Below are 14,219 nucleotides of genomic sequence, written 5' to 3'. Positions count from 1 at the left end.
CTAAATTGAGTATCGTTAAACAAGAATCGTTTGACGGGAGGAATACGAGTGGATGCTATCCAACAAAAGGTTGTTCAAGATAAAATCGATCAACTGTCCAATAAAGAAGTTTACGTACATTTAGAAACGACAAACGGGGCGTATGCAAGCCATTTCGATGAAAATGCCTATAACGTCGGGGCGTTCATCCGTAATGCTCATGTCTCTTACCAGCATGGTAAGATCATCAGCACCGGCGGGTCCTACAGGGTAGGATTAAAGCTCGATCTTGGCTGGGTCTATGCTGAAGGTCTGACGGATTTTGAAATTGATGAAAAAAATCGACTGCTGATGGCAGGCCATGACCGTGAAGGTCGCTTAATGGTCGCGCTTGAAATCAGCGAAACCCCTTTTTCACATGAGGCGGACCCTGATGAATAAGGAAAGAGTCGTCGTCATATTCCCTCACCCCGACGATGAATCGTTCGGTGCGTCCGGGACGATCTCTAAGTTCCGTGATGAGGGCGTGCCGGTCACTTATTTATGCGGAACCCTCGGGGAAATGGGAAGAAATATGGGTGATCCCGTATTCGCTAATCGTGAAACGCTTGCTTCGTTTCGGAAGAAGGAGTTAGCAGAAGCCGCTTCAGAACTCGATATTGAGGTGGAAATGCTTGGATACCGGGATAAAACATTAGAATTCGAACCTGTGCAGCAAGTGGCAGAGCACTTGAAAAAACGGATTGAAATGTTAGGGGCGACCATCGTCATTACTCACTACCCTGGCTATGGAGTTCACCCGGACCATGATGCGTTAGGAGCAGCTGTTGTGGAAGCGGTCAAAGCAATGCCGGAATCGGCCCGTCCACAAGTATGGATGCATGCGATTTCTAACAACTCTGAGAAGGATTTAGGAAACCCGCAAATCGTTACAGATGTGCGCCCATACTGGGAAAGGAAGTTAGCTGCGATAAAAGCTCACCTCTCCCAGGCCGATGGGATGATGAGTTTGATTGAAAATCATGATCAAACAGCTGAACAACTCGAGCGCCTGAAGACCGAACGTTTCTATAGGTATACATTTCAGTGAACCCAACACCTGAGAAAAACATCTTTTCTCAGGTTTTTTTTGTTTTTGAATCCTTTCAGAAGGGAAAAACGTAGAAGATGAAAAGGAGCTGATGGTATGAACGAAGAGCGAATGAAAATTTTAGAAATGATTGAAAAAGGAACGATCACCGCTGAAGAAGGCGCAAAATTGCTAGAAGCGGTTGAAGAACCCTCCTCATCATATGATTCTGGAAAAAGTGAAAAGACGAAATATGGCATTCGAAACTTCCTGGACGATGCAATGGAAAAGATAAAAAATGCTGACTTCGATTTCTCTTTTGGAGAATATGTAGAATTCAGCGATGAAACGGTACTTTCCAGCGGAGAGTTTCATGACATCGATCTTTCCATAGCCAACGGGTCGGTAAACGTCCACACTTGGGACCAGGAGGAAGTGAAAGCTTCCTATCAAGCAAAGGTTTATCAAGTGGAGACCGAAGAAGAAGCTAGACGACGGTTTCATGAGGAAACACAAATCGGGATAAAGAATGGATTGCTCCGTGTCGCTTCTTCCGGGAAGAAAATTAAATGGAATGTCGACCTCTATATCCCTCATAAAAATTACGAGTTCATTAAAACGCGATTAATGAACGGAAACCTCTCCTTTAAGGATGTGAAGAGTGATCATTTCCAACTGAAAAACTCCAATGGACCGATTGAATTAAAGCGAACGTCCGGGCTTACTTGTAAAATGCAAACGGCGAACGGCCCTGTTCAAATAGAAGAAAGTACGTTTGAAGAATGTGAAGCAGACACAGTCCATGGCTCGGTCACTTTATTCGGTGATATCGGTAAGGTGGATGCTTCTGCAGTAAGTGGAAGTATTGCCGTAGATTATAAAGGATCGAAAGCTCATACTGGCTTTTATAAAACAACAGCAGGGAAAATTGAAGTTTCTCTCCCGAAAGAAAAGAAAGTGGATGGAATCCTTCGCACAATGTTCGGTCAGGTACAATGTGAATTGGATAACTATAAAATATTGAAAGATAAAAAAGACGTTGCCCAAAAAATGCTGGAGTTCGAAGCATATGAGCAGTTCGAAGATAAATTTCATATGGAGGCGGAAACGAAGACAGGCGCCGTAGCTGTACAGCCTCCTGTACAGCTTTAAATAGACGATTCTTGAAAGGCAGGGAGAAGGCATGAAAAATTGGTTGATTCATATTATCGTCAACACGGTAGCAATTATTGCGGTTGGAGCTTTGTTTGACTCCGTCAACATTGATGGTGTTGGTGGTGCCTTGCTTGCGGCATTGATCTTATCCATCCTTAATGCGATCGTAAGGCCGGTGTTAGTGGTTCTGACTTTGCCGATCACCATATTATCTCTTGGCCTGTTCCTATTCATCATCAACGCAATTACATTGTGGCTGACTGATGTATTCCTTGGAAGCACATTTGAAATTGCAGGCTTTGGGATGACTATCATCGCAGCCATCATCATCTCTTTCATTAACCTCATTCTAAACAGCTTAATCAAAGACATGAAATAACCTCTCGTACCGTATGAGTCCCTCATACGGTTTTTTTCTTGATTGTAGAACGCCCTTCCGAATTTTATGTGACGCAGCCATTCAGTAAGTTCGTCCTCTTACAAAGGGGGAGTTCTCTCAAACAGAAGAACTCAGGGGGATTTGTATATTTTAAAGCAATCGTCTTCTCATCATTCTCCTAAAGTCTTCAAAATCTACTTAATGGCCATCGATTGTACCTCTTATTCCTACAACTCTCCATCCATTCAGGGGAAAGGGGCTTTCTATCACCGCTGACTCGTAACAAGGTAAACGAATCTTTTTCACATACAGAGGTGATCACCTCCCTGCGAGATTGTTAGACTCCTTCATACAGATTATCAAATTTTTTCCCTTTTCTTGAAGACTTTATTTCGAGATGCTTGTAAGGTAGTTAGGGGCTCGAAACCCCTTCATGAATCATCAGCTATTCTAGTTGGTGAGGTGATAAGGATCATACGCCCAAACCGAGGTGCTCGAACCCGGAAAGCTTGATACGTAGCGTTTTATGCTTGCTACAACCGGGGTAATGGAAGACCATCCAACGTTGGTAAAGAGGTTCGTTTCTCGCATGATCGAATGGGGTGGTTGGGAAGCTGGGAGACTCCTGTGGGAGAAAGGAGATCGATGAGATACCCGCAGGGCGATAAGCCCGAGGAAACTCGGCACTCCCCCACAGGAAAGCGAGAAGCTTCCCAGCCACCCCTGGCACTCCACACAATAACGAACCACGACCCATCTCAAAACGGAGTCTTAAACAATCCTGCCATTTAGCGAAAGGCTCAGTTTTCAATGGTTGGATCGTGAAAGTAGATTATCTAGAGTTTTCGACACTTGGAAATAACTTCCCTTTTACCATCCTATCATTCATTGTCACTTCCATCCGTTGATGCAAATATCAACACTGAACTTTAACAGAGCCTTAAGTAAAAGGGTGGCGGAAAACCTCCCTATCCAAGATTGAAGGAAAACGTGCTACAATAGGGGACAGTGATTGATGAAAGAGGAGGTTGATGGACCATGAGTAAAGTCCGTACACAAGATTTGTTGGAACAATTCGCGCTTGAACTTGTTGCCGGTGCTGACGGCGTCCACCGTGAAATACATATGAGCGATATTTCTCGACCTGGAGTAGAAATGACAGGCTATTTCAAGTTCTACCCGAAAGATCGACTGCAACTGCTTGGCAAAACAGAACTCTCTTACTTTAATGAATTGACGAAAGACCAGCGGAAGGAACGTGCAGAAAAGCTTTGTACAGATGTTACACCTGGAATCGTTATTACCCGGGGAATGGACATTCCTGATGAGCTTTATGATGCCGCCAATGAAGCAGGTGTTCCATTGATGTTGTCTCCTTATAAGACGACACGGGTCATCAGCAGACTGACGAATTATTTGGAATCTAAATTTGCTCCATTTACAGCCATCCACGGGGTGCTTGTGGACATTTATGGGATCGGTGTGTTGATCACAGGTCAAAGTGGTGTCGGTAAAAGTGAAACTGCTTTGGAACTCGTGAAGCGGGGACACCGTCTCGTTGCGGATGACAGTGTTGAAATTCGTCAGGAAGATTACGACACCTTGATTGGTAATAGTCCGCCTTTGATTGAGCACCTTTTAGAAATAAGAGGACTTGGCATCATCAATGTGATGACTTTATTCGGCGCAGGTGCTGTCCGCAGTTATAAACGGATCACGCTCGTCATCAACCTTGAATTGTGGGACAAGAACAAACAATACGACCGCCTCGGCTTGGAAGAAGAAACGATGAAAATCATGGATGTTCAAGTTCCAAAAGCTACGATTCCGGTCCGACCAGGCCGTAACTTAGCCGTCATCATCGAAGTCGCGGCTATGAACTTCCGTCTGAAACGTATGGGTGTCAACGCAGCGGAAGAATTTTCAGAGCGTCTGACAAAAGTGATCGATCAAGACCAAACGCAAGGATAAAGGAGGGAACCACTGATGACTTGTACACCTGAGCCATTGAACCCGGTCTTCCTCCAATTAGGTCCGCTTTCGATTTACTGGTATGGACTAATCATTGCTACTGGAGCTTTTCTTGGGCTTTGGATTGCGACAAGAGAGACTGAGCGCCTTGGTTTGAAAAAAGATTATATGGTCGACATCGTTGTATTTGCGATTCCAGCGGCCATTGTTTGTGCACGCATTTACTATGTGATTTTTGAATGGGACCGATATGTCGGCGGCCCATGGTGGAAAGTGTTTGCTGTCTGGGAAGGCGGGATCGCCATCCACGGGGCATTGATCGGTTCTGTGTTAACGGCTTATATTTATACGAAAATCAAAGGATTGTCCTTCTGGATGATGGCTGATATTGCGGCTCCAAGTATTATTCTCGGCCAGGCGATCGGCCGCTGGGGGAACTTCATGAACCAGGAAGCCCACGGCGGACCTGTTTCGGAATCTTTTTACAATAACTTCATGCAGTATCTGCCTGGATTCATCAATCAGCAGATGTGTATCGATGGGACGATGTATCATCCGACTTTCTTATATGAGTCGGTATGGAATATTATCGGTTTTGTCCTGCTGCTGGTACTGCGTCATAAATTCAACCCACGTCGTGGTGAAGTTTTCTTAAGTTATGTGATCTGGTATTCTGTCGGCCGTTTCTTCGTAGAAGGCATGCGTACAGACAGCCTCTATTTATTCGGTGAAATCCGTACCGCCCAGTTTATTTCAATAGTGCTTGTGATCGTTGCCGTCCTTACGATCATCTACCGCAGAAAGAATGGAATGTCGGATAAATATTATAACGGAAAGAAAGTAAAATAAGGGAGCAGGTAGCATGAAGGGGATTTTACAACGCGGAAGTAAGAAAGGTTTAGATTTGACGTGGACGCTTGGAAAAGTCATTTTTCCTGTAACGCTCATCGTTACGATCCTCCAATATACGCCGATTCTTCCGTGGATCATGGAGAAACTGGAGCCGTTAATGGGATGGATCGGCCTGTCCGGAGAAGCGGCTGTTCCACTGGTGGTCGGAAACTTTTTGAACCTGTATGCCGGAATTGCTGCGATCATCTCCTTTGAATTCACGGTAAAAGAGGTCTTCATCCTTGCTGTCATGCTTTCTTTTTCTCACAATTTGTTGATTGAATCTACAGTGGCTAAAAAAGTGGGCGTCAGCTGGTGGTTTGTGGCCGGTGTTCGCTTAAGCCTCGCATTTGTTTCAGCTGCACTCATCAACCTGTTTTGGAAAGGCGGAGGCGAAACCGCAAAGTATGGGTTTGCTCCTGAAAAGACTGCTGATCCGTCCGGGTGGGTGGATATCGTCCTTCAGGGCTTTCAAACCGCTTTTATGGGCGTCGTGCAGCTTGCATTAATCGTTATTCCGCTGATGATCTTTATGCAATACCTTCGTGAAAAAGGCTGGTTGGACCGCTTTTCCACGTGGGTAGCTCCAGCTACCCGAGTGCTCGGGATGGAGCGAAATACATCGATGACCCTGGCAGCAGGCCTGACCATCGGCCTTGCTTATGGCGCCGGACTTATGATTCAGGCGGTGGAAGAGGATGGGGTTTCCAGAAAAGATATGTATTTAGCCATCCTTTTCCTCGTTTCCTGCCATGCGGTAGTTGAAGATACGTTGATCTTCATCCCGCTCGGCATCCCGGTTTGGCCCCTGCTGTTGATCCGGCTTTTGACAGCCATCCTATTGACAGCTCTCGTCGGCTTTGTCTGGAATAGACTACTACAGAAAAGAAAGGACCCTTCCAATGAGCATACGTACCATTCTCTTTGATTTAGATGGAACATTGATCGACACGAATGAATTGATCATCGCTTCTTTCACACATACGATTGAACAATTTTCAGACCGTCCTTACCGCCGGGAAGAAATTCTTGACTTTATCGGCCCTCCACTTCGCGAGAGCCTGCACAAAGTGAACCCGGACAAAGTAGAAGAAATGGTGGAGACGTATAGAAAGCACAACATTGAAAATCATGACCGCTATGTGGAAGCCTATGAAGGTGTGGTGGAAACCATTCACACATTGAAGAACCAGGGATATAAGCTCGGGATCGTCACGACGAAAATGAGAAATACCGTTCATATGGGTCTTGAGTTGACTCATCTTGACGGCATGTTTGAAACGGTTGTGACCTTGGATGATGTAACGAATGCAAAGCCTCATCCTGAACCTATCGTAAAAGCTTTGACGAACCTGGGTTCTAGAGCATCGGAAGCATTGATGGTCGGTGATAATACGCATGATATTGAAGCTGGTCAAAATGCAGGAACGAGGACAGCCGGAGTGGCCTGGACCGTTAAAGGTAGAAAAGTCCTGGATGATTTGAATCCAGATTACATGCTTGGTAATATGCGTGATCTATTAGACATTACAGGAGGATGACGGTATGAGGAAAACGGAACGCTATCCAGTCAAGGGAGCCAACTCACTTTGGCACATTTATAAGACGGTCCCGTTTTTCAAAGTCGTCAAAAACTTCATCGTTATTCAATTGGCCCGGTACACGCCGTTTCTCTCCATGAAGAACTGGTTGTACCGGACGTTCCTCCATATGAAGGTCGGCAGTCAGACGGCTTTTGCACTAATGGTCATGGTTGATATTATGTTTCCGGAAAAAATCCGGGTGGGACGCAATTCGGTCATCGGATACAACACGACGATCCTTGCTCATGAGTACCTGATCGAGGAATATCGTCTCGGCGATGTCATTATTGGTGATGAAGTCCTGATCGGAGCGAATACGACCATTCTTCCCGGCGTTACCATCGGTGACCGTGCGGTAGTGTCTGCGGGTACCCTTGTGCACAAGGATGTCCCAGCAGGCGCATTCGTAGGCGGGAACCCTATGAAGCTCATCTACACGAATGAGCAGATGGAAGAGCGGAGACAGAACGGAGGAGAAAGATGATTTTGACACAGCCGGTTCTCCCAGCAGTAAAGAAAATAAAAGAATTTGAAGCCTTATTAGACAGCGATACGGAGTATATCATTCTATTGGAGAGTCGATTAGGACTGTTAAGAAAGTTAGTCAGAATCGGACAGAAGGCAGGCAAGAAAATATTTGTCCATGTCGATTTGATTCAAGGTTTGAAGGCTGACGATTACGGAATGGAATACATTGGTCAGGAAGTAAAGCCGGATGGCGTCATTTCGACGAGAGCCCATGTCATACAGCAGGCGAAAAAGTACCATCTCGTCTCCGTGCAGCGGCTTTTTTTAATCGATAGTCAGGCGATCGAGCACAACGTGAAGCTCATAAAAAAGACAGCTCCGGACTTTGTGGAAGTTTTACCAGGAGTATTACCGGGAATGATAGTAGAGATTAAGGAGCAGATTGGTGTTCCTGTCATTGCTGGAGGCTTGATCCGCTCTAAGGAAGAAGTCGATCAAGCGCTTGCCTCAGGTGCATCTGCAGTCTCTACTTCACGTTCTGAATTATGGCGGTTTTAACAGCAGGATTACATATTCACCTTTCGTGAAGAGACAGGCGGATCCACACAATGATTAGATGACACTAATGGTTGTGTGGTTTTTTTATACGTCACTGGTGTACACAGAAAGGAGATTTCATCATGACAGAATTTATGGGCGAGTTGATTGGTACGATGATCCTCATCATCTTCGGAGGAGGGGTCATTGCCGGGGCTAATTTAAAAGCGACCAAAGCGGAAGGGAACTGGGTGTTGATTACGGTTGCCTGGGGACTTGCTGTAGCGATGGGGGTTTATGCGGTCGGTAGAGTGACCGGGGCCCATATTAATCCGGCGGTAACGCTCGGTCTTGCGACGGTTGGGGATTTTCCTTGGAGCAAGGTTCCGATGTATATCACGGCACAGATGGCAGGTGCTTTTACCGGGGCGGTCATCGTTTTCTTTCACTATCTTCCCCACTGGAAGGATACTGAAGATCAACTGGCCATCAAGTCGATTTTTTGTACAGACCCTGCCATCCGCAGTCCGATATCGAATCTGGTTAGTGAGATCATTGGAACGTTCGTTTTAGTCATGGGAATTTTGTTCATCGGGGCCAATGATTTCACTCAGGGGCTGAACCCGCTTATTGTCGGACTGTTGATTGTTGCCATCGGGATGTCCCTCGGTGCTACGACCGGTTATGCCATCAATCCGGCGCGTGATTTAGGGCCGCGCATGGCTCATGCGCTCTTGCCGATTCCTGGAAAGGGAGATTCGGATTGGGGGTATTCCTGGATTCCTCTCGTGGGGCCGATTATTGGCGGTGTCTACGGCGGATTGTTTTACCAGGCTATTTTTGAAGCGAATGCCAACGTCTGGTTCTGGATAGGAACCGCTGTCATTTTGTTTATTCTACTAGCTTCCATGCGAGTGGAGCTTAGAAAAGTAAAGACATCTGAAAAAGGAGTGGAATCATGAATCAGTACATTTTATCGATCGATCAGGGAACAACAAGTTCCAGAGCCATTTTGTTCAATCATGAAGGACAGATTGTAGAAACCGCTCAAAAAGAATTCGAGCAGCATTTTCCAAAACCAGGCTGGGTGGAACACGATGCGAACGAAATTTGGACGTCTGTTTTAGCTTGTATCGCAGATGTTTTGAGGAAATCGGATATTGATGCAGGGCAGGTCCAGGGCATTGGAATCACCAATCAGAGGGAAACGACAGTCGTGTGGGACAAAAATACGGGTAAACCGATCTATAAAGCGATTGTCTGGCAGTCCCGTCAGACCCAGAGCATATGTAATGAGCTGAAAGAGCAAGGGCTGGAAGAGACGTTCCGTGATAAAACCGGACTTCTGCTTGATCCATATTTTGCAGGGACAAAAGTGAAGTGGATTCTGGATAACGTGGATGGAGCACGAGAGAAAGCGGAAAATGGTGACCTTATGTTTGGTACGATCGATACATGGCTCGTTTACAAGCTCTCCGGTCAAAAAGCCCACGTGACGGATTATTCCAATGCTTCCCGCACATTAATGTACAACATTTTTGATCTGAAGTGGGATGATGAGCTTCTCGACTTGCTTGGAGTACCGAAGAGTATGCTGCCGGAAGTAAAACCATCTTCGGAAAAGTATGCAAATACGGTAGATTATCACTTCTTTGGTAAAGAGGTCCCGATTGCCGGAATCGCGGGCGACCAGCAGGCTGCTCTGTTCGGGCAAGCGTGTTTTGAAAAAGGAATGGGAAAAAATACGTATGGTACAGGTGGTTTCATGCTGCTGAATACCGGGGAGGAAGCCGTCAAGTCCGAGAATGGTCTATTGACGACACTTTCCTGGGGCATCGATGGAAAAGTTGAGTATGCCCTTGAAGGAAGCATTTTCGTTTCTGGCTCGGCCATTCAATGGCTCAGAGATGGGTTGAATATGATTGAATCCTCGCCGCAGAGTGAAGAAATAGCGGGTGAAGTGAAATCGACAGATGGTGTTTATGTTGTTCCTGCTTTCGTAGGTCTCGGGACGCCTTACTGGGACAGTGAAGCGAGAGGGGCCGTTTTTGGACTGACCCGTGGCACGAAAAAGGCGCACTTTGTCCGGGCTACACTAGAGTCACTGGCCTATCAGACCAAAGATGTCGTTGATGCGATGGTCGAAGATTCAGGTATTGAAGTGAAGAAGCTTCGCGTCGACGGAGGAGCTGTTAAAAATAATCTTCTCATGCAGTTCCAGAGTGACCTGCTGGATGTTCCGGTGGAACGACCGCAAGTCAATGAAACGACAGCGCTTGGCGCCGCTTACTTAGCTGGACTGGCTGTAGGTTTCTGGGAAATCGAAACGAGATTGCCAAACAATGGCAGATGGAAAGAGAATTTGAACCGAGTATGAATGAAGAGAAAAGTAAGAAACTATATAAAGGCTGGCAGAAAGCTGTGGAAGCAACAAGGGTATTCAAACAAGAAGAATAATTCCTTGAAAACATCTCCCGCTCTGATATAATAGAGTCACAAGTTAATGAAATCGGTCGGAGATACGGAGAGACCACGAAGCTTTATGCAATCCGCATAAGGGTGTTCGTGGTCTCTTTTTTTATGGATTCAAACACATAAAAAGTCAATCCAACACATATTTGCCGGTAGAAAAGGGAATACCCGTATCAGACCAAGAATTTCGAAGACAACGGAAGAAGGAGAGATACCATGCAATCATTTTCTAGTTACGAAAGACAAAATCAGTTCAACCGTTTAACACAGGAAGAGTGGGATGTTCTTGTTATAGGTGGAGGGATTACCGGTTCTGGAATCGCTCTCGATGCAGCAAGTCGAGGAATGAAAACAGCGGTTGTTGAAATGCAGGACTACGCGGCAGGTACGTCCAGCCGATCCACGAAATTGGTGCATGGCGGACTGCGGTATTTGAAACAGTTTGAAGTGAAAATGGTAGCTGAAGTAGGAAAAGAACGGGAAATCGTTTATGAAAACGGTCCGCATGTAACCACTCCGGAGTGGATGATGCTTCCGTTCCACGAAGGAGGTAACTTCGGACCATTTTCAACGAATATCGGTCTCCGTGTATACGACTATCTAGCCGGTGTGAAAAAATCTGAGCGTCGTACCATGATGAGCGCAGAAGAAGCCCTTGAACGTGAACCACTTGTTAAAAAAGAAGGTTTGAAAGGCGCTGGCTATTATGTGGAATACAAGACAGATGATGCCCGACTCACCCTTGAAGTGATGAAGAAAGCGGTAGATTATGGAGCGTGCTCTACGAATTATGCGAGAGTCGTCGATTTCATATATGATGATCAAGGTTCTATCGTAGGAGCTAAAGTGGAAGATACAGTTTCCGGGGAACAGTATCATGTGAAAGCGAAGAAGATCATCAATGCGGGCGGTCCATGGGTGGATGAACTGCGTGAAATTGATGGTTCCAAAAAAGGGAAAACATTGCAGCTTACCAAAGGTGTCCACCTTGTGTTTGATCAATCTGTCTTCCCACTGCGTCAGGCCATTTATTTCGATAGCCCGGATGGGCGGATGATCTTTGCGATTCCTCGTAATGGCAAAACTTATATCGGCACGACCGATACGACGTATGATCAGGATATTGCTCATCCGACGATGACTGAGGAAGACCGTGATTATATTCTGAATGCCATGAAGGATATGTTCCCGACCGTTGAAGTTACGGCTGATGATGTAGAGTCAAGCTGGGCAGGTTTGCGTCCATTGATTCATGAAGAAGGAAAAGATCCTTCCGAGATCTCCCGTAAAGATGAAATCTTCGTGTCTGATTCCGGGCTAATTTCCATGGCTGGTGGAAAACTGACCGGCTACCGTAAAATGGCTGAAACAGCTATCGATCTTGTCCGTGATCAATTGATGGAAGAGTACGGCATTCGTTATTCGGATTCTGAAACGAAGCATATGCCGATCTCAGGCGGAGATGTAGGCGGTTCTAAAGGCTTTAAGAAATTCAAGGAAGAAAGAATCCAGATTGGTGAATCTCTTGGATTGAGTGAAGAAGAGGCCGATCAAATGATTCAATTGTACGGTTCAAATGTGGATAAAGTCTTCCACAACTTCAAAGACCGCAAAGCAGAAGCCGAGAAGGAAAATATTGATGCTCTTGTTTTCGCCCAGCTCGCTTATGCGCTTGAAGAAGAAATGACCTACAAGCCGGTTGATTTCTTTGTGAGACGGACAGCTGCCCTGTTCTTCAATATCCACTGGGTACACGACCATAAAGCTTCTGTCATAGATTACATGGCGAAAGCTCTGGATTATACAGATGAGCAAAAGCAGGAATATACAGATCAGCTTGATCAACTTCTGGAAGAAGCCGTCACTCCAATTGAATATGTTTGATTACAGCAACGATTATAAAACACGCTTGGATTACTTTTCCAAGCGTGTTTTATTTCTTCCTGTTACCGATCAGTTGGACAGCTTGAACGACAAAGCAGACCGCTGCCAGTAAGTAAAAAAATAGAGTAGGACCTGTAAAATTATCAAAAAAACTGAGCGAATATCCGATTGAAGCTGAGATCAGTCCTGAAAATCCTGGAAGATATCTTTTCACTCGTTACAACCTCCTTCCTTCTACTTATTATAAGTCATTTCACCCGTTAGAAATAGCTGAAGTATATGGCTGTGAAGAAGTTAAATATGATTCTCCCTGATTATGGAACTTTTCCCTCACTCATCCGTATAGATAGAAAAGCGTATGCCAAGGAGGAAGTTCACATGTCACTTGTTCAAACTATGATCTATCAAGATGCAAGACGGCAACTATGGGGGGGAGCTCTTCTTTCTATTGTATCGATCGTCTTTATTCTAGGCTTTTTTACATTTCAAGCGAGCAGCTTTCTTATAACGATCGTCTATTTCCTGATTTTTGCAATCACAGGAATTGGCTTATTAAAAAGTGGCTTCAACGACCTTCAAAAATCAAAGACAGCTTTGGAGTTTGAACAGGATTTCACCTCTATTTTATTAGACCGGGTGCCTGCACGCATGTTTATGGGGCAGAAAGGGTTAAAAACCTTCCAGGCGGGTTTGTTTGATATGGACGGTGAGAGTTACGGGGAAATCAGGGAAGAAATGAAGTGGAAAAATAAAGCAGCCTCTATGTTTACAGCCGCCTTTTCCTACGATTCCTTCAGACCAGCGGATTATACTTTGAAAGACCAACATGGGCAGAAGGTTTATCAGGTTGAGAAAAAAGGAGGTTTCAAGTGGAGAGGATACATTCAGCATAAAGAAGGGGCTTATGTGGCTTACACGAAGCAATCTAAAAATAAAACGACCGGCCAGCGTATCACACGTTATATTGAAGCGGACAAATGTAGCTGGAGTGCAGAGGGGGATGATTATATTGGTCACTATACCATCAAAGACCACGAAGGAAAGGTATGGGCCATTATAAAACGGGGCGCTATTCCGACTGAAGCAGTAGATCGGTTTGAACATATGCCCGGCTATCTCGTAGAGTGGCACATTCGGGATGATATCCCTGCTTCGCTCCTTGCCTTTTTATTCCTGCTTCATACGAGGGAAAGATAATAGCCTTTATTTCCATAGATGAAATATATGTTCCAGCAACTGTATGAAAATGGTACATGTAAGACAGAATTGTGAAAGTGTTATTTCGAGAGGTTTGGTGAGGAGAGGCGTGCGGTGAATTGCTCGCTTTCCACGAAGCCCCATCATACGAAGTGAGGTTTTTCGATGTTGGCGCAGTCTGGATTCTAAAACCTATACAAATCACTCGAAATAAATTTATGTTAGAAAGATCCGTACTAAGCGGTAAATGACCCTTATTTAAAAGGCTCTGTTAAAGTTCAGTGTTGATATTTGCATCAACGGATGGAAGTGACCATGAATGATAGGATGATTAAAGACTTAATTTCGAGACTTTTGTTGAGTGGATGGGGGCTGCGGGGAATGACTCGCTTTCCGCGGGAGCTTGGTGAGCCATTCCCCTCCGTCCCTTTGCCATATAAGTGTCTCGAAACTACTTTCAGAAGTAGGTGCTCTCTATACGAATGGAGAGCTGTATCCCTTACCTCCATCGTATGGATGGAGGTCATAATCGCTTGTTATAGAGCACTTTCTTACTGTAAGTAGTAATAGTGGAGGATGCTCCTTCTTGATGTAGGGGTTCGATTCCCGCATGATCGAATGGGGTGGCTTCCCA

14 protein-coding genes and 1 pseudogene are annotated in these 14,219 nt (G+C 45.3%); 14 read left to right on the top strand and 1 reads right to left on the bottom strand.

Annotation, left to right across the window (positions count from 1 at the left end; translation table 11 throughout):
* Nucleotides 1-48: 48 nt before the first annotated feature.
* The 13 genes and pseudogenes from ACXADE_RS15755 to ACXADE_RS15695 all read left to right on the top strand — a co-directional run bounded on the left by ACXADE_RS15755 (nucleotide 49) and on the right by ACXADE_RS15695 (nucleotide 12,388).
* Nucleotides 49-420 (top strand): YojF family protein, encoded by a 372-nt coding sequence (locus ACXADE_RS15755; RefSeq protein WP_474981381.1) that lies wholly within the window; start codon nucleotides 49-51, stop codon nucleotides 418-420.
* Nucleotides 413-1,069 (top strand): bacillithiol biosynthesis deacetylase BshB2, encoded by a 657-nt coding sequence (gene bshB2 / locus ACXADE_RS15750; RefSeq protein ID WP_474981380.1) that lies wholly within the window; start codon nucleotides 413-415, stop codon nucleotides 1,067-1,069. Before ACXADE_RS15755 ends, bshB2 begins: the two co-directional genes overlap by 8 nt.
* A gap of 96 nt (nucleotides 1,070-1,165) precedes the next feature.
* The gene (locus ACXADE_RS15745; protein WP_474981379.1) at nucleotides 1,166-2,200 is read left to right on the top strand and encodes a DUF4097 family beta strand repeat-containing protein; all 1,035 of its coding nucleotides are present in this window, start codon (nucleotides 1,166-1,168) and stop codon (nucleotides 2,198-2,200) included.
* 31 nt (nucleotides 2,201-2,231) lie between these two features.
* Complete coding sequence (locus ACXADE_RS15740) at nucleotides 2,232-2,582, top strand: phage holin family protein (protein ID WP_474981378.1); 351 nt, start codon at nucleotides 2,232-2,234, stop codon at nucleotides 2,580-2,582.
* A 1,038-nt stretch (nucleotides 2,583-3,620) separates the two neighbouring features.
* A complete protein-coding gene (hprK, locus tag ACXADE_RS15735; RefSeq protein ID WP_474981377.1) occupies nucleotides 3,621-4,553 on the top strand; it encodes an HPr(Ser) kinase/phosphatase in 933 nt (310 codons plus the stop codon).
* Nucleotides 4,554-4,568: 15 nt separating this feature from the next.
* Entirely contained in the window at nucleotides 4,569-5,402 is an 834-nt protein-coding gene (gene lgt / locus ACXADE_RS15730; protein ID WP_474981376.1) for a prolipoprotein diacylglyceryl transferase, read from the top strand.
* A 13-nt stretch (nucleotides 5,403-5,415) separates the two neighbouring features.
* A complete protein-coding gene (locus tag ACXADE_RS15725) occupies nucleotides 5,416-6,372 on the top strand; it encodes a nucleoside recognition domain-containing protein (protein ID WP_474981375.1) in 957 nt (318 codons plus the stop codon).
* Nucleotides 6,347-6,985: a pyrophosphatase PpaX gene (gene ppaX / locus ACXADE_RS15720; protein WP_474981374.1), complete on the top strand. Its 639-nt coding sequence runs from the start codon at nucleotides 6,347-6,349 to the stop codon at nucleotides 6,983-6,985. Before ACXADE_RS15725 ends, ppaX begins: the two co-directional genes overlap by 26 nt.
* A gap of 4 nt (nucleotides 6,986-6,989) precedes the next feature.
* Nucleotides 6,990-7,511: an acyltransferase gene (locus tag ACXADE_RS15715; protein ID WP_474981373.1), complete on the top strand. Its 522-nt coding sequence runs from the start codon at nucleotides 6,990-6,992 to the stop codon at nucleotides 7,509-7,511.
* Nucleotides 7,508-8,053, top strand: a complete 546-nt coding sequence (locus ACXADE_RS15710; RefSeq protein WP_474981372.1) for a glycerol-3-phosphate responsive antiterminator — start codon at nucleotides 7,508-7,510, stop codon at nucleotides 8,051-8,053. Before ACXADE_RS15715 ends, ACXADE_RS15710 begins: the two co-directional genes overlap by 4 nt.
* Nucleotides 8,054-8,175: 122 nt before the next feature.
* Nucleotides 8,176-8,994 carry an MIP/aquaporin family protein gene (locus ACXADE_RS15705; RefSeq protein WP_474981371.1) on the top strand — a complete coding sequence of 273 codons (819 nt, stop codon included), beginning with the start codon at nucleotides 8,176-8,178 and terminating at the stop codon, nucleotides 8,992-8,994.
* Nucleotides 8,991-10,489 (top strand): annotated as a pseudogene (gene glpK / locus ACXADE_RS15700) (glycerol kinase GlpK). The gene ACXADE_RS15705 and the pseudogene glpK overlap by 4 nt, the downstream one beginning before the upstream one ends.
* Nucleotides 10,490-10,720: 231 nt before the next feature.
* Nucleotides 10,721-12,388, top strand: a complete 1,668-nt coding sequence (locus ACXADE_RS15695) for a glycerol-3-phosphate dehydrogenase/oxidase (RefSeq protein WP_474981370.1) — start codon at nucleotides 10,721-10,723, stop codon at nucleotides 12,386-12,388.
* 49 nt (nucleotides 12,389-12,437) lie between these two features.
* On the opposite strand, the gene ACXADE_RS15690 is transcribed toward ACXADE_RS15695, so the two are convergent.
* On the bottom strand, nucleotides 12,438-12,602 hold the full coding sequence (locus ACXADE_RS15690; RefSeq protein WP_474981369.1) for a hypothetical protein: 165 nt from the start codon (nucleotides 12,600-12,602) through the stop codon (nucleotides 12,438-12,440).
* Between the two features lie 164 nt (nucleotides 12,603-12,766).
* On the opposite strand from ACXADE_RS15690, the gene ACXADE_RS15685 reads away from it, so the two are divergent.
* The gene (locus ACXADE_RS15685; protein WP_474981368.1) at nucleotides 12,767-13,585 is read left to right on the top strand and encodes a hypothetical protein; all 819 of its coding nucleotides are present in this window, start codon (nucleotides 12,767-12,769) and stop codon (nucleotides 13,583-13,585) included.
* Nucleotides 13,586-14,219: the final 634 nt, after the last annotated feature.

The organism is Halobacillus sp. ABR2_026, from assembly GCF_056158545.1.
The sequence above is the reverse complement of the archived record's forward strand: the minus strand, read 5'-3'. Positions and strand labels throughout refer to the sequence as shown.

Bases quoted from the DNA above. Each gene is read 5' to 3' on its own strand.
- ACXADE_RS15740 (WP_474981378.1), top strand. From the start codon at position 2,232: ATGAAAAATTGGTTGATTCATATTATCGTCAACACGGTAGCAATTATT.
- ACXADE_RS15685 (WP_474981368.1), top strand. From the start codon at position 12,767: ATGTCACTTGTTCAAACTATGATCTATCAAGATGCAAGACGGCAACTA.
- ACXADE_RS15715 (WP_474981373.1), top strand. From the start codon at position 6,990: ATGAGGAAAACGGAACGCTATCCAGTCAAGGGAGCCAACTCACTTTGG.
- ACXADE_RS15745 (WP_474981379.1), top strand. From the start codon at position 1,166: ATGAACGAAGAGCGAATGAAAATTTTAGAAATGATTGAAAAAGGAACG.
- hprK (WP_474981377.1), top strand. From the start codon at position 3,621: ATGAGTAAAGTCCGTACACAAGATTTGTTGGAACAATTCGCGCTTGAA.
- lgt (WP_474981376.1), top strand. From the start codon at position 4,569: ATGACTTGTACACCTGAGCCATTGAACCCGGTCTTCCTCCAATTAGGT.
- ACXADE_RS15705 (WP_474981371.1), top strand. From the start codon at position 8,176: ATGACAGAATTTATGGGCGAGTTGATTGGTACGATGATCCTCATCATC.
- ACXADE_RS15725 (WP_474981375.1), top strand. From the start codon at position 5,416: ATGAAGGGGATTTTACAACGCGGAAGTAAGAAAGGTTTAGATTTGACG.
- bshB2 (WP_474981380.1), top strand. From the start codon at position 413: ATGAATAAGGAAAGAGTCGTCGTCATATTCCCTCACCCCGACGATGAA.
- ACXADE_RS15695 (WP_474981370.1), top strand. From the start codon at position 10,721: ATGCAATCATTTTCTAGTTACGAAAGACAAAATCAGTTCAACCGTTTA.
- ACXADE_RS15710 (WP_474981372.1), top strand. From the start codon at position 7,508: ATGATTTTGACACAGCCGGTTCTCCCAGCAGTAAAGAAAATAAAAGAA.
- ppaX (WP_474981374.1), top strand. From the start codon at position 6,347: ATGAGCATACGTACCATTCTCTTTGATTTAGATGGAACATTGATCGAC.